12 protein-coding genes are annotated in these 18,594 nt (G+C 58.7%); 8 read left to right on the top strand and 4 right to left on the bottom strand.

Annotation, left to right across the window (positions count from 1 at the left end):
• Positions 1-19: 19 nt before the first annotated feature.
• The 4 genes from C3406_RS20140 to C3406_RS20125 form a co-directional block, all read right to left on the bottom strand.
• Positions 20-790 (bottom strand): MurR/RpiR family transcriptional regulator, encoded by a 771-nt coding sequence (locus C3406_RS20140; protein WP_103824621.1) that lies wholly within the window; start codon positions 788-790, stop codon positions 20-22.
• Entirely contained in the window at positions 790-1,635 is an 846-nt protein-coding gene (gene sseA / locus C3406_RS20135) for a 3-mercaptopyruvate sulfurtransferase (protein WP_103824622.1), read from the bottom strand. Before sseA ends, C3406_RS20140 begins: the two co-directional genes overlap by 1 nt.
• An 89-nt stretch (positions 1,636-1,724) precedes the next feature.
• Positions 1,725-3,092, bottom strand: coding sequence for a 6-phospho-alpha-glucosidase (locus C3406_RS20130; RefSeq protein WP_103824623.1), 1,368 nt, complete (start codon positions 3,090-3,092; stop codon positions 1,725-1,727).
• Positions 3,093-3,103: 11 nt separating this feature from the next.
• Complete coding sequence (locus C3406_RS20125; RefSeq protein ID WP_103824624.1) at positions 3,104-4,648, bottom strand: PTS transporter subunit EIIC; 1,545 nt, start codon at positions 4,646-4,648, stop codon at positions 3,104-3,106.
• A gap of 285 nt (positions 4,649-4,933) precedes the next feature.
• Here C3406_RS20125 and C3406_RS20120 point away from each other — a divergent pair, with 285 nt between their 5' ends.
• The 8 genes from C3406_RS20120 (at position 4,934) to C3406_RS20085 (ending at position 18,589) form a co-directional block, all read left to right on the top strand.
• A complete protein-coding gene (locus C3406_RS20120; protein ID WP_103824625.1) occupies positions 4,934-9,892 on the top strand; it encodes an alpha-2-macroglobulin family protein in 4,959 nt (1,652 codons plus the stop codon).
• A gap of 1 nt (position 9,893) precedes the next feature.
• Positions 9,894-12,218 (top strand): peptidoglycan glycosyltransferase PbpC, encoded by a 2,325-nt coding sequence (gene pbpC, locus C3406_RS20115; RefSeq protein WP_103824626.1) that lies wholly within the window; start codon positions 9,894-9,896, stop codon positions 12,216-12,218.
• Between the two features lie 155 nt (positions 12,219-12,373).
• Positions 12,374-12,805: a nucleoside-diphosphate kinase gene (gene ndk, locus C3406_RS20110; RefSeq protein ID WP_039029721.1), complete on the top strand. Its 432-nt coding sequence runs from the start codon at positions 12,374-12,376 to the stop codon at positions 12,803-12,805.
• Positions 12,806-12,974: 169 nt separating this feature from the next.
• Positions 12,975-14,141, top strand: a complete 1,167-nt coding sequence (gene rlmN, locus C3406_RS20105; RefSeq protein WP_103180711.1) for a dual-specificity RNA methyltransferase RlmN — start codon at positions 12,975-12,977, stop codon at positions 14,139-14,141.
• 291 nt (positions 14,142-14,432) lie between these two features.
• Positions 14,433-15,440, top strand: coding sequence for a cytoskeleton protein RodZ (gene rodZ, locus C3406_RS20100; RefSeq protein ID WP_103824627.1), 1,008 nt, complete (start codon positions 14,433-14,435; stop codon positions 15,438-15,440).
• 30 nt (positions 15,441-15,470) lie between these two features.
• Positions 15,471-16,589 carry a flavodoxin-dependent (E)-4-hydroxy-3-methylbut-2-enyl-diphosphate synthase gene (gene ispG / locus C3406_RS20095; RefSeq protein ID WP_103824628.1) on the top strand — a complete coding sequence of 373 codons (1,119 nt, stop codon included), beginning with the start codon at positions 15,471-15,473 and terminating at the stop codon, positions 16,587-16,589.
• Positions 16,590-16,680: 91 nt separating this feature from the next.
• Positions 16,681-17,955 carry a histidine--tRNA ligase gene (gene hisS, locus C3406_RS20090; protein WP_103824629.1) on the top strand — a complete coding sequence of 425 codons (1,275 nt, stop codon included), beginning with the start codon at positions 16,681-16,683 and terminating at the stop codon, positions 17,953-17,955.
• Positions 17,956-17,968: 13 nt separating this feature from the next.
• Entirely contained in the window at positions 17,969-18,589 is a 621-nt protein-coding gene (locus C3406_RS20085; RefSeq protein WP_103824630.1) for a YfgM family protein, read from the top strand.
• Positions 18,590-18,594 lie beyond the last annotated feature (5 nt).

The following is an 18,594-nucleotide window of genomic DNA, read 5'->3' as shown; positions in this document are numbered from 1 at the left end:
GCCCGTACGGGGTGGGTTCTCACCCCGTTGCTTCCAGCAGCAGCAAATCCATCAGCAGCACCAGGTTCGACTCAAACGACGTTACCCCTGCGGTTTCGGCGGCGAAATGCACCGCTTCGTCGTACAAAGCAAAATGCAGATCCGCCATCCCCGCCAGGCTATTCGCCGACGCGCGGGTAAAAGCCACCACCGTCATCCCCACGTTCTGCGCAATGCGCGCTTTATCCAGCACCTGTTCCGTTTCCCCACTGCGCGAGACCGCGATGAAGACCTGATAGCGCGAGGCGTTGCTGAGAAAGATATTACGGCTGTCGCCCGGCCCGGAGATAAAGGCCGTCTTGCCCAGCACCTGCAATTTTTTGGTCAGGTACTCGGCAAAAAGATAGGAAAAGCCCGCCCCGTAGAGAAAGAAGCTCTCTTTTTCCCGCAGCAGTTCGGCAAAATGGCGGCGCTTTTGCGCCGTCGCCCACTGAAAGGTCTGCTGATAGTTGGCGATAAACTGATTGAAAAGCGCGGGCAGCTCCGCAGGCTGACGGCTTTCGGCGGCAATGTGCGGCGTGTCGCTCAACAGCTGCTTGCAATGCCAGATGAACTCACTAAAGCCGCTAAACCCCAGCTTGCGGCAGAGGCGCATAATGGTGGCGGTCGAGACAAAGGTCGCCTGCGCCAGCTCCCGCACCGTGATCTGGCCCACCAGCAGTGGATGCTCGGTCAGATGGGCCAGCACGCGATATTCCGCGCGGGTCAGGGTCTCCCCGCGCGATAACAATGTCGCCAGGCGATTATCCATTATTGCGCCGGCTCAACCGGCAGATCGTCCCGGGCACCCCATTCACTCCACGCCCCGTCGTAGAGCGTCACGTCGGTTTTGCCGAGGGTCGCCAGCGCCAGGATCACCACACAGGCGGTGACGCCCGAGCCGCAGCTGGCGACGACTGGCTGATGCAGATCCACACCCTGACGGGCAAAAATCTCACGTAGCTCATCGGTGGTTTTCAGCTCGCCTTCAAACACCAGATCGCCCCACGGCACGTTACGTGCGCCAGGGATATGGCCGCGCTTAAGGCCAGGGCGCGGCTCGTCGGCCTCGGCGTTAAAGCGTGGGGCAGGGCGGGCATCGACAATCTGCGAGGTCTGTTCGTGGCTGGCCAGCAGCACGTCGGTGACGCGCTTGATCGCCCCGGCGTCGAAGGTGGCTTCAAAGTCGCTGTCCGGCAGGGAGACATCGCCCTGCTGGAGCGGGAGATCCGCCCGCTGCCAGCCCGCAAGACCGCCCGCCAGGATCGACACCTTTTCCACGCCGAAGGTTTTCAGCATCCACCACGCCCGTGGGGCGGAGAAGAGATTCCCTTCATCATAAATCACCAGATGCTTGTCGTGGCTGACGCCCAGCTCGCGCATGGCTACCGCAAAGGCTTCCGGACGCGGCATCATGTGCGGCAGGGGAGAGGTGTGATCGGAGAGGGCTTCGATATCAAAAAATACCGCCCCCGGCAGATGCCCGGCGCGGTATTCCGCGGGAATGTCACGATGCTCCTGCCCTGGCGGCGCCATGCGCGCGTCGAGGATCTGGACTTCAGGATCGTCACTGTGCTCAATCAGCCAGTCGGCTGCGACAAAATATGAGGTGGACATGGTTGCCTCCATAAATGAATCCAATAATGGATTGTCGGTGTTTTTTCTGACACCGACAAGGGAACCACGTTCAACTCGCGAGCAAGCCCTTATTTTTTCACCGCTTCTCCGTCCTGCCACGCTTTCTGCAATGCAGGCCAGTATTCACGGTTAACTTCGATCATCTCGTCCAGAATGGCTTTGGCATGCTCCATGGTCGGCACGGTGCGGTTCAGGGTGAACGCCTGCAACGCTTTCTCGTAGCTGCCTTCGATGGTGGCCTCTACCAGCAGCTGCTCCGAGGCCAGCTGTTGTTGCAGCAGGGTCTGGTGGAACAGCGGTACCTGGCCGATGCGGATCGGCTCTGGCCCTTCACTTGTGATATAGGCCGGTACTTCAACCATGGCGTCATACGGCAGGTTAGTAATCGCTCCGCGGTTTTCCACCATCACCAGATGGCGCTGACGCAGGTTAAACGCCAGCGAGCGGGCCACATCGACGATAAACTCGCCGTGTACCCCCACGTGGAACGCATCCGGCAGGATCCCGGTCTGTTTATACTCTTCCGCAGCCGCAAACAGCTTTTTCTCGCGACCGTTTATCACTTCGTTGGCGCGGGTATAGTCCGGGTTCTGGTGCTCCACGATCTGGTTTGGCATCAGGTAGTACTGCAGATAGGGGTTCGGCAGATACTCCGGGAAGTTATCCATGATCGGCTTGATGTTGCGCCAGGTTTTCACCCAGGACGGATCGGAGTGCTGCGGGTCGGTTTTAGCCGCATCTTCCGTCAGCAGGCCAAATCTGGCGACATGGCGACGCAGCTCCGGCAGTTTGTCCTCGCCATCCACCAGCACACGGGTAAACCAGCCGAAGTGGTTCAGACCGAAGTAATCCACCTCCAGCTTGTGGCGGTCCACGCCCAGAATGGCCCCCATATTGCGCATCGCCGCGACCGGCATATCGCAGATGTTCAGCACCCGGGCGTCAGGTCGCAGGCGGCGCACCCCTTCCGCAACGATGGCCGCCGGGTTGGAGTAGTTAACGATCCACGCTTTTTCATGCGCATAGCGCTCGACCATGTCGATCAGTTCAACCATCGGCAGGATCGTGCGTAAGCCATACGCCAGCCCGCCCGGGCCGCAGGTCTCCTGGCCGACCACGCCGTGACGCAGCGGGATCTTCTCATCCTGCTCGCGCATTTTGTACTGACCCACGCGCATCTGGGCGAAGACAAAATGGGCGCCGCTGAAGGCCACTTCTGGGTCGCTGGTGACGGTAAATTTGATGCTCTGACTGTGATCGCGAATCACCTTCTCCACCACCGGCGCGATGGTATTCTGCCGCGCTTCATCGATGTCGTAGAGGCGAATTTCCGCCAGCGGGAATTTGTCCAGCTGCACCATCAGGCTTTTCACAATCCCGGGCGTATAGGTGCTGCCGCCACCGGCGATAGAGAGAATGAATGGGGGTGTAATCATGTTTATCTCCTTCAGAGAACCGTCTCGACCGCTTCTCGCATTTTTTTGACATGCAGCCCGTAGACCACCTGAACGTTGTTACCTTGTTTGATAATGCCTTTCGCGCCCGTCGCCTTGAGCCGCGGCTCGTCGATGACGGCGACATCTTTCACCGTGACGCGCAGGCGGGTGTAGCAGTTGTCCACCACCTCGATGTTTTCACGTCCGCCGAGGCCGACCACAATCGCCTCGCCCAGACCATCATTGCTGCCTTTCGCCTGATACTCCTGCTTGCTGTACAGACGGGTCTCCTGATCCTCTTCTTCGCGTCCCGGCGTTTTCATGCGGAAATGCAGGATCAGGAAGCGGAAGACAAGGAAGTAGACGGTGAACATGATCAGCCCGACCACGATGTACATCGGCCAGTTGGATTTCTCAGTGCCCAGCGGCAGGTTATAGAGAATGAAATCGATGATGCCGTTGGCGCCGATGGCGTGAACGCCGAACAGGGAGAAGAGCATCATGCCGATCCCGGTCAGCACCGCATGCACTACAAACAGCAGCGGGGCGACAAACAGGAAGGAGAACTCGATGGGTTCGGTAACGCCTACCAGCAACGAAGTGAGCGCCGCCGGGATCAGAATCGCTTTCGCTGCGGCTTTACGCTCCGGTTTCGCGGTGACATACATCGCCAGCGCGGCGGCAGGCAGGCCAAACATCTTGCTGATACCGCGAGCATCCCAGACCACGGTGCTGCTGAGCTGTTTCACGTCCGGGCAGGCCATCTCGGCGAAGTAGATATTACGCGCGCCCTGGTAGGTAGCGCCGCAGACCTCCTGGGTACCGCCCAGTTCGGTATAGAGGAAGGGGGTATAGACCAGATGGTGCAGGCCGGTCGGCACCAGGATGCGCTCAAGGAAGCCGTAAATCGCCACCCCAAACGGTCCGGAACCTTTAATGGCTAAGGCCATCGTGCTGATCCCGTGCTGGGCAAACGGCCACAGCTCGCTCATCACCACCCCCAGTAACATCGAGACCGGCAGCATAATGATGGCGACAAAGCAGTGGCCGGAGTAGATCGCCATGGCGCCGTTAAACTGCACCCCGGAGTATTTGTTATACAGGTATCCCGACAGCGCACCGGTGAGGATCCCGGCGAACACCCCCATCTCCAGCACCTGTACGCCCAGCACCATGCTCTGTCCGGCGGCTTTCATCTGCTCCGCTGGCGCCAGCGCGCCCTGCAGCTGCAGCGTGACGTTCATGGCGTTGATAAACACCACAAAGGTGACCAGACCAATCAGCGCCGCGTAACCTTTGTCACGCGTCGCAAGGCCGATGGGGATCCCCACGGCGAACACCAGCGCGAGGTTAACCAGCACCGAGACGGCGGATTTTGAAATCAGCTGGCCGATGCTCTGGATCAGTGGATGGCCTAGGAACGGCAGGTAGCCAGCAAGACCACCGTTACCCAGCACGTTTCCAAAGGCAATAAACAGACCGACAATCGGCAGGATAAGTACCGGTCCGTATAATGATTTTCCGAAATTTTGTAGGGCGTTCACGGCTCGTTTCATCATGTTCTCTCTTATTGAACCGCGCACTCAAGGTGCGTCTGAGAGTAAAACTAGCAGTGGGAACGCCTGTTTATCCATATATCTTCTTGTTTTAAAAACAAATGACGTTAAAGGTTACATGTAACCTTATGCGCTGTGATCGCCGTAGCAGCGGAATTTTTAATGCTGATAATTATTTTGCGAGGCGCTGTCCGTAATTGGATTGAGTGCTTTTGTATTAATGAAACTTGCGGATAATACTTACCCCGACGACGACCAACAGGCCCGAGAGGCCAGGGATAAAGGATGAAACCGTTTCGCTTCGCCGCACTTTCATTAGCGCTGCTCACTTCACTGGCGCTTATCGGCTGTGACAACAGTGACGATAAGCCCAAACCCCAGGCGCCCGCTGCGGCGGCTGCATCCACCACACAGCCGACTGTCCCGGCGAAGCCTGACGGCGCCACGCTGGAAAAACTGGCAGCGCAGAGCCAGGGCAAGGCGCTGACCCTGCTGGATGCTTCAGAGCTCCAGCTTGACGGTGCGGCAGCCCTGGTGCTGACCTTCTCGGTTCCCCTCGATCCCGCCCAGGATTTTGCCCGCACCGTGCACGTGGTGGACAAAAAAAGCGGCAAGGTTGATGGGGCATGGGAGCTGGCGCCTAATCTGAAGGAGCTGCGCCTGCGCCATCTGGAGTCAAACCGGAATCTGGTGGTCACCGTCGAGCGCGCGCTGCTTGGGCTGAATAAAGCCACGCTGGGCAGAGATATCGAAAAAACCATCACCACCCGCGATATTGAGCCGACCGTGGGCTTCGCCAGCCGCGGCTCGCTGCTGCCGGGCAAGGTGGTAGAAGGGTTGCCGGTAATGGCGCTGAACGTAAACAACGTCGATGTGAATTTCTACCGGGTCAAACCCGAGTCCCTGGCCGCGTTCGTCAGCCAGTGGGAGTACCGCAGTTCGCTTACCAACTGGGAATCCGACAATCTGCTGAAGATGGCCGATCTGGTCTATACCGGCCGCTTCGACCTTAACCCGGCGCGCAATACCCGCGAGAAACTGCTGCTGCCGCTGGCTGAGATCAAGCCGCTACAGCAGGCGGGGGTCTACATCGCGGTGATGAATCAGGCCGGGCACTATAACTACAGCAACGCCGCCACGCTCTTTACCCTCAGCGATATTGGTCTCTCCGCCCACCGCTACCATAACCGACTGGATATCTTTACCCAGAGCCTGGAGAACGGCGCGGCGCAGTCGGGCATTGAAGTGCTGTTGCTTAACGATAAAGGGCAGACGCTGGCCCAGGCGTCGAGCGATGCCGACGGTCACGCGACGTTGCAAACAGATAAAGCGGCCGCGCTGCTTCTCGCCCGTAAAGATGGGCAGACCACGCTTTTGGATCTCACCCTTCCGGCACTGGATCTGGCGGAGTTTGCCATCTCCGGCGCGCCAGGCCTGAACAAGCAATTCTTTATGTTTGGTCCGCGCGATCTCTACCGCCCGGGCGAAACGCTGATCCTCAACGGCCTGCTGCGCGACAGCGACGGCAAACCGCTGCCCGACCAGCCGGTGAAGCTGGAGGTGCTACGCCCGGACGGCCAGGTAGCTCGTACCGTGGTCAGCCAGCCGGAAAACGGTCTCTATCGCTTTGACTATCCCCTTGATAGCGGGGCGCAGACCGGCATGTGGCATGTGCGCGCCAGTACCGGCGATAACCAGCAGCGGATGTGGGATTTCCACGTCGAAGATTTTATGCCAGAGCGCATGGCGCTCAATATTGCCGGGCAAAAAGCGCCGGTTGCGCCGCAGGATGATGTCGCGTTCGACGTGACGGGGTATTACCTGTACGGCGCCCCCGCCAACGGCAACAGCCTGCAAGGACAGCTCTTTTTACGCCCGCTGCGTGACGCCGTGGCCGCACTGCCGGGCTTCCAGTTTGGCGATATCGCCGAAGAGAACCTGAGCCGCAGCCTCGACGAAGTGCAGCTGACCCTGGACGAACAAGGGCAGGGTCAGGTGACCAGCGAAAGCCAGTGGAAAGAGACGCACTCCCCGCTGCAGGTTATTTTACAGGCCAGCCTGCTGGAATCCGGCGGACGTCCGGTGACCCGCCGGGCGGAACAGGCCGTCTGGCCAGCGGCCACCCTGCCGGGCATTCGTCCGCAGTTCGCCAGCAAAGCGGTCTATGACTACCGCACCGATACCACCGTCAACCAGCCGATTGTGGAGGAGAACAGCCAGGCCGGGTTCGATATTGTCTACGCTGATGCCAGCGGAGCGAAAAAAGCCGTTTCTGGTCTGCAGGTTCGCCTGATCCGCGAACGTCGGGACTACGCCTGGACCTGGTCGGAAAGTGACGGCTGGCAGTCGCAGTTTGATCAAAAAGATCTGATCGAAGGCGAGCAGGCGCTGGATCTGGCCGCGGACGAAACGGGGAAAGTGAGCTTCCCGGTGGAGTGGGGCTCCTACCGTCTGGAGGTGAAAGCCCCGGATGAGGCGGTGAGCAGCGTGCGCTTCTGGGCGGGCTACAGCTGGCAGGATAACAGCGACGGCTCCGGCGCGGCGCGACCGGATCGCGTCACCCTGAAGCTGGACAAACCGGCCTATCAGCCAGGGGATACCATCAAGCTGCACATTGCCGCCCCGGCGGCAGGTAAAGGCTATGCGATGATTGAATCCAGCGAAGGGCCGCTGTGGTGGAAAGAGATCGACGTCCCGGCTGAAGGGCTGGATATGACGATCCCGGTAGATAAAGCCTGGAAACGCCACGATCTTTACCTCTCCACGCTGGTGGTTCGCCCTGGCGATAAATCCAAATCGGCCACGCCAAAACGGGCTGTAGGCTTGCTGCATCTGCCGATGGGCGATGAGAACCGTCGTCTGAGTATTGCCCTGGAGAACCCGCCCAAAATGCGCCCTGACCAGACGCTGACGGTGAAAGTGAAAGCCAGCGTGAAAGAGGGGACGACCCCGCAGAAAGTTAACGTGCTGGTTTCGGCGGTGGACAGCGGCGTACTCAACATTACCGATTATGTCACCCCGGATCCGTGGCAGGCGTTCTTTGGTCAGAAGCGCTATGGCGCGGACATCTACGACATCTACGGACAGGTCATTGAAGGCCAGGGGCGTCTGGCGTCGCTGCGCTTTGGCGGCGACGGCGATGAGCTCAAGCGTGGCGGCAAACCGCCGGTTAACCACGTCACCATTATCGCCCAGCAGGCGCAGCCGGTAGAGCTGGACGCCAACGGGGAGGGCACTGTTTCGTTGCCGATTGGCGATTTTAACGGCGAACTGCGTCTGATGGCCCAGGCCTGGACCGACGATGATTTTGGCAGCAGCGAGAGCAAAATCATCGTTGCCGCACCGGTGATCACCGAGCTGAACACGCCGCGCTTCCTGGCCAGCGGCGATAGCGCCAGGCTGACGCTGGATCTGACTAACCTCACCGATCGTCCGCAGACCCTGAACGTCGCCCTGACCGCTGGCGGTAATCTGGCGCTGGAAGGGGCCCAGCCGCAGTCGGTTACACTGGCCGCGGGTGAACGCTCGACGCTGTTTATTCCGGTGCGGGCGCTGGAAGGTTACGGCGAGGGCGAAATCGTCGCGCAGGTAAACGGCCTGACGCTGCCCGGCGAAACCTTTGCCCCGCAGCAGAAGAGCTGGAAAATCGGCGTGCGTCCGGCGTTCCCGGCGCAGACGGTGAACACCGGTACCATGCTCAATCCGGGCGAAAGCTGGCATGCGCCGGAACAGCATCTGGCGAATTTCTCGCCGGTGACCTTACAGGGGCAGCTTCTGCTCAGCGGCAAGCCGCCGCTCAATCTGGCCCGCTACATTCGTGAGCTGCAGGCCTATCCGTACGGCTGTCTGGAACAGACCACCAGCGGTCTTTTCCCGTCTCTGTATACCAATGCCGCCCAACTGAGCGCGTTAGGGATCAAGGGTGACAGCGACGAGAAACGTCGCGCGGCTATTGAGATCGGTATCTCCCGCCTGCTGCAGATGCAGCGTGACAACGGTGGCTTTGCCCTGTGGGATAAGAACGGTGAGGAAGAGTACTGGCTTACCGCCTACGTCACTGATTTCCTGGTGCGGGCAGGCGAGCAGGGTTACAGCGTCCCGGCTGAGGCCATTACCAACGCCAACAACCGCCTGCTGCGCTATCTGCAGGATCCGGGCATGATGTCTGTCCGCTACAGCGAGAACACCACCGCCAGCAAATTTGCCATCCAGGCCTATGCCGCGCTGGTGCTGGCTCGTCAGCAAAAAGCGCCGCTGGGGGCGCTGCGTGAAATCTGGGATCGTCATGGTCAGGCCAAATCGGGCCTGCCGCTGATGCAGCTTGGCCTGGCGCTGAAGCTGATGGGGGATGCGCCGCGCAGCCAGCAGGCGCTGGATCTGGCCATCAAAACGCCGCGTAGCGAAACGCAAAGCTGGCTGGCCGATTACGGCAGCCCGCTTCGCGATAACGCCATGATGCTCAGCCTGCTGGAAGAGTACAAACTGCTGCCGAACGCTCAGAATACGCTGCTGAATGTGCTTTCTGAGCAGGCGTACAGCCAGCGCTGGCTCTCAACGCAGGAGAGTAACGCTCTGTTCCTGGCGGGGCGTTCCGTACAGAAACTCACCGGAGAGTGGCAGGCCACCACGTCGTTTAAAGAAGACAATATGCGGGGAGACAAACCGCAGGTGCAAAATCTTAATGCCGATCAACTGGCCGCCCTGCAGGTGACCAATACCGGCACTGCACCGCTGTGGGTGCGTCTGGACAGCAGCGGTTATCCGCAATATGCGCCGCAGCCCGCCTCGAACGTGCTGAAAATTGAACGACAGATTCTGGCCACCGACGGCAGCAGCAAGTCGCTCTCCTCCCTGAAAAGCGGGGAGCTGGTGCTGGTCTGGCTGACCGTGCGCGCCAGTAAGAACGTGCCGGATGCGCTGGTGGTGGATCTGCTGCCTGCGGGGCTGGAGTTGGAAAACCAGAACCTCGCCAGCAGCAGCGCCAGCCTGCAGGAGAGCGGCAGCGAGGTACAAAACCTGCTCAACCAGATGCAGCAGGCGGATATCCAGCATATGGAGTTCCGTGACGATCGCTTTGTCGCCGCCGTGTCGGTGAAAAATTATGAGCCAGTGACGCTGGTCTATCTGGCCCGTGCCGTCACCCCGGGAACCTACGCGGTGCCGGTGCCGATGGTGGAGTCCATGTACGTACCGCAGTGGCGGGCAACGGGTGCGGCCAGCGGCCCGCTAACTGTCGTTCCGTAACGTGCAGCGCCGCTCTCTGTTACGCTCCCGCTGGCTGTGGCTGGCGGGAGCGCTTCTTCTGCTATGGGGCGCCGTCGTGGCCGCCGATCGCCTGTGGCCGCTACCGTTACACGAGGTCAATCCTGCCCGCGTGGTGGTAGATGAAAAGGGCATTCCGTTGTGGCGATTTGCCGATCGCGACGGGATCTGGCGCTATCCGGTCACCATCGAAGAGGTTTCACCCCGCTATCTCGAGGCGCTGATCCAGTATGAAGATCGCTGGTTCTGGGATCATCCCGGCGTTAACCCGTTCTCTGTGCTGCGCGCCGCCTGGCAGGATCTCACTGCCGGAAAGGTGATCTCGGGCGGAAGTACGCTGACCATGCAGGTAGCGCGCCTGCTGGATCCGCACTCCCGTACGCTGGGGGGTAAAGTGCGCCAGCTCTGGCGGGCGCTCCAGCTGGAGTGGCACCTCTCCAAAGCTGAGATCCTGACGCTCTATCTGAACCGCGCCCCGTTTGGCGGCACGCTACAGGGCGTGGGGGCCGCCAGCTGGGCCTATCTGGGAAAATCCCCTGCGCAACTAAGCTACTCCGAAGCCGCCCTGCTTGCCGTTCTGCCGCAGGCGCCGAGCCGTTTGCGACCGGATCGCTGGCCGCAGCGGGCAGAGGCGGCACGTAATAAAGTCCTCAACCGGATGGCATCCCAGGGCGTCTGGTCCGCCCGCCAGGTCAAAGAGTCGCAGGAGGAACCCGTCTGGCTGGCGCCCCGCCAGATGCCGCAGCTGGCGCCGCTGTTCTCGCGCATGATGCTGGGCAAAAGCCGCGACAGCAAAGTGGTGACGACGCTGGATGCCACGCTGCAGCGTCAGCTGGAGGAGTTGGCCCTGAACTGGAAGTCCCGCCTGCCGCCCCGCAGCTCACTGGCGATGATCGTCCTGGATCATACCGATATGAAGGTGCGCGGCTGGGTGGGGTCGGTCGACATCAACGACGACAGCCGCTTTAGCCATGTGGACATGATCAGCGCGATCCGATCCCCGGGATCGGTGCTGAAGCCCTTTGTCTATGGCCTGGCGATGGATGACGGGCTGATCCATCCCGCCTCGCTGTTGCAGGATGTTCCGCGACGCACCGGCGATTACCGTCCGGGTAACTTTGACAGCGGCTTTCACGGCCCAGTGAGCATGAGCGAGGCGCTGGTGAGATCCCTGAACCTGCCCGCCGTCCAGGTGCTGGAGGCCTACGGGCCGAAGAAGTTTGCCGGAATGCTGCGTAACGCCGGTTTACCGCTTCTCCTGCCCGCAGGGGCTCAGCCGAACCTGTCCCTGATTCTCGGGGGCGCCGGGGCGCGTCTGGCGGATATCGCCGCGGCATACAGCGCGTTTGCCCGTCAGGGTCGGGCAGGGAAGCTGCGCCTGAAACCCGACGACCCGCTGCTGGAACGGCCTTTACTCTCGCCTGGGTCCGCGTGGATCATCCGACGCATTCTTGCCAACGAGGCGCAGCCGTTACCCGACAGCGCGCTTGCTCAGGTGGTACCGCTGGCAATAAAAACCGGCACCAGCTATGGCTATCGCGATGCGTGGGCGATAGGGCTGAATGCGCGCTACGTTATCGGGGTCTGGACCGGCAGGCCGGACGGCACCCCGGTCGCCGGGCAGTTTGGTTTTGCCAGCGCCGTGCCGGTGTTGAATCAGGTTAATAACCTGCTGCAGTCGCGATCGGCGCTGGATGAGGCGCGTCTGCCGCTCGATCCGCGCCCGGCCTCCGTTAGCCGCGGGGTGATTTGCTGGCCGGGCGGGCAGTCGCTGCCAGACGGGGACAGCAACTGCCGCCGTCGACTCGCGACGTGGCTGCTCGAAGGGAGCCAGCCGCCGACGCTGTTACTGCCGGAGCAGGAGGGCATCCGCGGCATTCATTTTCCGATCTGGCTGGATAACAGCGGTAAGCGGGTGGCGGCAGACTGCCCGCAGGCGCAGGAAAAAAGCGTCGACGTCTGGCCGCTGCCGCTGGAGCCGTGGCTGCCTCAGGCAGAGCGACGATCTGCCCGCATCCCGCCCGCGTCTGCAACCTGTCCACCGCTCGGTCAGACCTTCCCGGCGCCGCTGCTGCTCTCCGGTATTCGTCAGGGGGCTGTGATTAAGCGTCTGCCGGGCGAGTCGCGCGTCTCGTTACCTCTGCAGGTCAGCGGCAGCGAGGGACCGCGCTGGTGGTTTCTTAATGGCGAACCGCTGAACGTCCAGGGGCGAATGTATACGTTGCAGCTTGAAAATGCAGGAGATTATCAGCTACTGGTATTGGATGAGGCGGGGCAGGTGGCGACCGTGGATTTTACGCTGCAATAGATAAAAGGCATTTTGAAGAGGATCTGTTGTTAATACTCGTCTTATTTTAAAAAAATGTTACATGCATCCATAGGCAATGGCGCTAATGCTCATTATAATCCGCGCCACATATTACGCATGAATGCATAACAACAGAACAAATCACAGAGGTAATCATGGCTATTGAACGTACTTTTTCCATCATCAAGCCAAACGCGGTGGCAAAAAACGTTATTGGCAGCATCTTTGCGCGCTTTGAAGCGGCAGGGTTCAAAATTGTTGGTACCAAAATGCTGCATCTGACCGTTGAGCAGGCTCGCGGTTTCTATGCTGAGCACGAAGGTCGCCCATTCTTCGACGGCCTGGTTGAGTTCATGACCTCTGGCCCAATCGTGGTTTCCGTTCTGGAAGGCGAAAATGCCGTTCAGCGTCACCGCGATCTGCTGGGTGCCACTAACCCGGACAACGCGCTGGCAGGTACACTGCGTGCAGACTACGCTGACAGCTTCACCGAGAACGGCACCCACGGTTCCGACTCCGTAGAATCTGCTAAACGCGAAATCGCCTACTTCTTCGCTGAAGGCGAAGTGTGTCCGCGTACCCGTTAATATAACGGTTTCGTTTACACATTATTTTCGTAAATGCCGCGTGCAAACGTGGCATCCCTGCACCAGACTTTGTACAATGTAACGCCCCGGATGAGCCGATCGCTTTCCGGGGCGTTTCTTTTCAACCCTCCACGGGCCATAACGTGTAACAACGAGGCCGGAATATATTATGTCTGAATTAGTTAACACCTCCGAAGTCGCCATTCCTGCGGTTCCGAATAAAAATGGAAAAATCAACCTGCTGGATTTGAACCGTCAGCAGATGCGCGAGTTCTTCAAAGAGATGGGCGAGAAGCCGTTTCGTGCCGACCAGGTCATGAAATGGATGTACCACTATTGCAGCGACAACTTTGATGAGATGACCGACATCAACAAAGTGCTGCGCAACAAGCTGAAAGAAGTGGCCGAAATCCGCGCGCCGGAAGTGGTGGAAGAGCAGCGTTCCGCTGACGGCACCATCAAATGGGCCATTGCGGTTGGCGATCAGCGTGTTGAAACGGTTTACATCCCGGAAGACGATCGCGCTACCCTCTGCGTCTCCTCCCAGGTGGGTTGTGCGCTGGAGTGTAAATTCTGCTCCACGGCGCAGCAGGGCTTTAACCGTAACCTGCGCGTGTCAGAGATCATCGGCCAGGTGTGGCGTGCGGCGAAAATCGTCGGTGCGGCAAAAATCACCGGCACCCGTCCAATCACCAACGTGGTGATGATGGGGATGGGCGAGCCGCTGCTGAACCTGACCAACGTGGTTCCGGCGATGGAAATCATGCTCGACGACTTCGGTTTTGGCCTGTCCAAACGTCGCGTTACGCTCTCTACCTCAGGCGTTGTTCCTGCGCTGGATAAGCTCGGCGATATGATTGACGTGGCGCTGGCGATTTCGCTGCACGCGCCAAACGATACCATCCGCGATGAGATCGTGCCCATCAACAAGAAGTACAACATTGAGACCTTCCTGAACTCGGTTCGTGGCTACATTTCGAAGTCCAACGCCAACCAGGGTCGCGTCACCATTGAGTACGTCATGCTGGATCATGTCAACGACGGTACCGAACACGCCCACGAGCTGGCGGCACTGTTGAAAGACACGCCGTGTAAGATCAACCTGATCCCATGGAACCCGTTCCCGGGCGCGCCGTATGGCCGTAGCTCAAACAGCCGTATCGACCGCTTCTCCAAGGTTCTGATGGAGTATGGCTTTACTACTATTGTGCGTAAAACCCGCGGTGATGATATCGATGCCGCCTGTGGTCAGCTGGCTGGTGACGTTATCGACCGCACCAAGCGTACGCTGCGTAAACGCATGCAGGGCGACGCCATCGCGATCAAGTCCGTGTAATTATTATGCAGTCACGGCGCAGGAATTGCGCCGTGGCGGCTACGGATGCGAATAAACAGTCATTGCGCCGGCATATGGGTAATAATTACGGTGCGTTTTATATGACTTTGAGGCAGTATGTAACGACGCAACAACAGTTTAGCCTCACTGCCAGGCCGCTTCTGTCAAAGATAACCTGACAGCGTTGGGCGGGGTCATTAGGTTAACTGACCAGAAGTTTCGCGGTGCGGGTGGCATTGTGACTCACCGGCGCCAGGATCCTCACTTTTCACGTACCAGTAGTTGTAGCGAATGAATACTGAAGCCACTCACGACCAAAATGCAGCACTTTCCACTGGCGTACGTCTTCGTAACGCCCGTGAACAACTCGGACTAAGCCAGCAAGCTGTTGCGGAGCGCTTATGTCTGAAGGTTTCCACGGTCCGCGATATTGAAGAAGATAAGGCTCCTGCCGATCTTGCTTCAACGTTTCTGCGTGGTTATATCCGCTCCTATGCGAAACTGGTTCATATCCCTGAAAACGAACTGCTGCCAATGATGGAAAAACAGGCACCGGTCAGAGCGGCGAAAGTCGCGCCGATGCAGAGTTTTTCGCTGGGCAAACGCCGTAAAAAACGTGATGGCTGGCTGATGAGTTTCACCTGGCTGGTGCTGTTTGTGGTCATCGGCCTGACAGGCGCGTGGTGGTGGCAGAACCACAAAGCGCAGCAGGAAGAGATCACCACTATGGCCGATCAAACTTCCGCCGAACTCAATAACTCAGCGGGCGACGGTGCCCAGAGCATTCCTCTGAATACCGATGCCTCTGCAAGCGCCAGCGATTCACAGACGCCAGCGACCGGCACTCAGGATATGGCAACGGCGCAAACTGCTGCGCCAGCCGCGGATCAGACGGCGCAGGCACCGGCAGACAATGCGGTGGTGTCGCCTTCTCAGGCTAACGTCGAGACTGCACCTGCAACCGCGCCTGCAGCAACGGCGGATACCACTCAGACCTTACCTGCCGATCCGGCAGGCGTGTCGGCAGCACCTGTTGACCCGAACGCGCTGGTGATGAACTTCACCGCCGACTGCTGGCTGGAAGTGACCGATGCGACGGGCAAAAAGCTGTTCAGCGGTCTGCAGCGTAAAGACGGTAATTTAAACCTGACAGGCCAGGCGCCGTACAAACTCAAGATTGGTGCTCCGGCTGCGGTCCAGATCCAGTTCCAGGGTAAACCTGTCGATCTGAGCCGTTTTATCAGAACTAACCAGGTTGCACGTCTGACCGTAAATGCCGAACAATCAGCAGCACAGTAAGTAACGGACAGGCAACGCGGGAGATTTTTCATGCATAACCAGGCTCCTATTCCACGTAGAAAATCGAAACGTATTTACGTCGGGAATGTGCCAATCGGTGATGGTGCGCCCATCGCCGTTCAGTCGATGACCAACACCCGCACCACGGATGTGGAAGCGACGGTCAATCAGATCAAAGCGTTAGAACGCGTAGGCGCGGACATTGTTCGCGTTTCCGTGCCAACGATGGATGCGGCAGAAGCATTCAAACTCATCAAGCAGCAGGTCTCTGTTCCGCTGGTTGCCGATATTCACTTCGATTACCGCATCGCGCTGAAAGTGGCGGAATACGGTGTCGATTGTCTGCGTATCAACCCCGGCAATATCGGCAGCGAAGAGCGTATTCGTGCGGTGGTGGACTGCGCCCGCGATAAAAACATCCCCATCCGTATCGGCGTGAACGCCGGTTCTCTGGAAAAGGATCTGCAGGAAAAGTATGGCGAACCGACGCCGCAGGCGCTGCTGGAATCGGCCATGCGTCATGTGGATCATCTCGATCGCCTGAACTTCGATCAGTTCAAAGTCAGCGTGAAAGCCTCTGACGTTTTCCTTGCCGTTGAATCCTATCGTCTGCTGGCGAAGCAGATCGATCAGCCGCTGCACCTGGGGATCACCGAGGCCGGTGGTGCGCGCAGTGGGGCGGTGAAGTCAGCCATTGGCCTCGGCCTGCTGCTGAACGAAGGCATTGGCGACACCCTGCGCGTCTCGCTGGCCGCCGATCCGGTCGAAGAGATCAAAGTCGGTTTCGATATTCTGAAATCCCTGCGTATCCGTTCCCGTGGCATCAACTTTATCGCCTGCCCGACCTGTTCGCGTCAGGAGTTCGATGTCATCGGTACCGTGAATGCCCTTGAGCAGCGTCTGGAAGATATCATCACCCCAATGGACGTCTCGATTATCGGCTGTGTGGTAAACGGTCCGGGTGAAGCGCTGGTATCAACGCTTGGCGTAACGGGCGGCAACAAGAAAAGTGGTCTCTATGAAGATGGCGTTCGCAAAGATCGTCTGGATAATAGCGACATGATCGATCAGCTTGAAGCCCGAATCCGCGCCAAAGCGACCATGCTTGATGAAGCGCAGCGCATCAGCGTGCACCAGGTCGAAAAATAACGTGATGGGAAGCGGTATGCTTCCTGTGTATGATTGAACCCTTCGGTTATGAACCCCAGGGTTCATTTTTGTCTATAGAAAGAGAACAAACGTGGCAAAGAATATTCAAGCCATTCGCGGCATGAACGATTATCTGCCTGCCGAGACCGCCATCTGGCAGCGCATTGAAGGCACCCTGAAGCAGGTGCTCGGCAGCTACGGTTACAGCGAAATCCGTTTGCCGATTGTAGAGCAGACCCCGTTATTCAAACGCGCTATCGGCGAAGTGACCGATGTGGTTGAAAAAGAGATGTACACCTTTGAGGATCGTAACGGCGACAGCCTGACTTTACGTCCGGAAGGTACGGCGGGCTGTGTTCGCGCCGGCATCGAGCATGGTCTCCTGTACAATCAGGAGCAACGCCTGTGGTATATCGGCCCAATGTTCCGCCACGAACGTCCGCAGAAGGGCCGCTACCGCCAGTTTAACCAGCTGGGTGTCGAAGCCTTTGGCCTGCAGGGGCCGGATATCGACGCTGAGCTGATCATGCTTACCGCGCGCTGGTGGCGTGCGCTGGGCATCGCTGAACACGTTACGCTGGAGCTGAACTCTATCGGTTCTCTTGAAGCGCGCGCTAACTACCGCGATGCGCTGGTGGCGTTCCTGGAACTGCACAAAGAGAAGCTGGACGAAGACTGCAAGCGTCGTATGTACAGCAACCCGCTGCGCGTGCTGGACTCCAAGAACCCGGACGTACAGGCGCTGCTGAACGATGCGCCTGCGCTGGGTGATTATCTGGATGACGACTCCCGCGAACACTTTGCCGGTCTGTGCAAACTGCTGGAAGCTGCCGGTATTACCTATACGGTCAACCAGCGCCTGGTACGCGGTCTGGACTACTATAACCGCACCGTCTTTGAGTGGGTCACCACCAGCCTGGGTTCCCAGGGAACTGTCTGTGCCGGCGGTCGTTATGACGGTCTGGTTGAGCAGTTAGGCGGTCGCCCTGCACCTGCCGTTGGCTTCGCCATGGGCCTTGAGCGACTTGTTTTGTTAGTTCAGGCAGTTAATCCGGAATTTAAAGCCGATCCTGTTGTCGATATATACCTGGTAGCCTCAGGCGCGGAAACGCAGCCTGCGGCAATGCAGCTTGCCGAACGCGTGCGCGATGCGCTCCCGGAGGCTAAGCTGATGACCAACCACGGCGGCGGCAACTTTAAAAAACAGTTCGCCCGTGCCGATAAGTGGGGCGCGCGTATCGCACTGGTACTTGGCGAGTCAGAAGTGGCTAACGGCGAAGTGGTAGTGAAAGATCTGCGCTCTGGTGAGCAAACAACGGTAACGCAGGACGGCGTTGCGGCGCACTTGCGCACTCTACTGGGCTAAGGAGAAGGACTGCGTGGAAATTTACGAGAACGAAAACGACCAGGTTGATGCACTTAAACGCTTCTTTGCTGAAAACGGCAAAGCCCTGGCTGTTGGGGTCATTTTAGGTATAGGCGCGCTGGTGGGCTGGCGTTACTGGAACAATCATCAGGTCGACTCAGCCCGTGGTTCTTCCTTACAGTATGAAAATACCGTGAGCGCAATCCGCGCCGATCAGCCACAAACGCTGGCGGCGGCAGAGAAATTTGCCGCGGACAACAAAAACACCTACGGTGCGCTGGCTTCTCTGGAAGTGGCTCAGCAGTTTGTTGATAAAAATGAACTGGACAAAGCGGCAGCCCAGCTGCAGCAGGGTCTGGCATCAGCAAGCGACGATAATCTGAAAGCGGTTATCAACCTGCGTCTCGCCCGTATTCAGGTTCAGCAGAAGAAAACTGACGACGCGCTGAAAACGCTGGACAGCGTTAAAGGTGAAGGTTACGCCGCCATTGTTGCCGACCTGCGTGGCGAAGCATTGCTGAGCAAAGGTGACAAACAGGGCGCGCGCAGCGCGTGGGAAGCGGGTGTGAAAAGCAACGCCTCGCCAGCGCTGAGCGAAATGCTGCAGATGAAAATAAATAATTTGTCCGTCTGAGAGGG

The sequence above is a fragment of the Leclercia sp. LSNIH8 genome (assembly GCF_002920195.1).
Lineage (GTDB): Bacteria > Pseudomonadota > Gammaproteobacteria > Enterobacterales > Enterobacteriaceae > Enterobacter.
The sequence above is the reverse complement of the archived record's forward strand: the minus strand, read 5'-3'. Positions and strand labels throughout refer to the sequence as shown.

Excerpts from the sequence above, each read along its gene's own strand:
- C3406_RS20120 (WP_103824625.1), top strand. The coding sequence starts at position 4,934 with ATGAAACCGTTTCGCTTCGCCGCACTTTCATTAGCGCTGCTCACTTCA.
- C3406_RS20130 (WP_103824623.1), bottom strand. The coding sequence starts at position 3,092 with ATGATTACACCCCCATTCATTCTCTCTATCGCCGGTGGCGGCAGCACC.
- C3406_RS20125 (WP_103824624.1), bottom strand. The coding sequence starts at position 4,648 with ATGAAACGAGCCGTGAACGCCCTACAAAATTTCGGAAAATCATTATAC.
- sseA (WP_103824622.1), bottom strand. The coding sequence starts at position 1,635 with ATGTCCACCTCATATTTTGTCGCAGCCGACTGGCTGATTGAGCACAGT.
- rodZ (WP_103824627.1), top strand. The coding sequence starts at position 14,433 with ATGAATACTGAAGCCACTCACGACCAAAATGCAGCACTTTCCACTGGC.
- ndk (WP_039029721.1), top strand. The coding sequence starts at position 12,374 with ATGGCTATTGAACGTACTTTTTCCATCATCAAGCCAAACGCGGTGGCA.
- ispG (WP_103824628.1), top strand. The coding sequence starts at position 15,471 with ATGCATAACCAGGCTCCTATTCCACGTAGAAAATCGAAACGTATTTAC.
- rlmN (WP_103180711.1), top strand. The coding sequence starts at position 12,975 with ATGTCTGAATTAGTTAACACCTCCGAAGTCGCCATTCCTGCGGTTCCG.
- C3406_RS20140 (WP_103824621.1), bottom strand. The coding sequence starts at position 790 with ATGGATAATCGCCTGGCGACATTGTTATCGCGCGGGGAGACCCTGACC.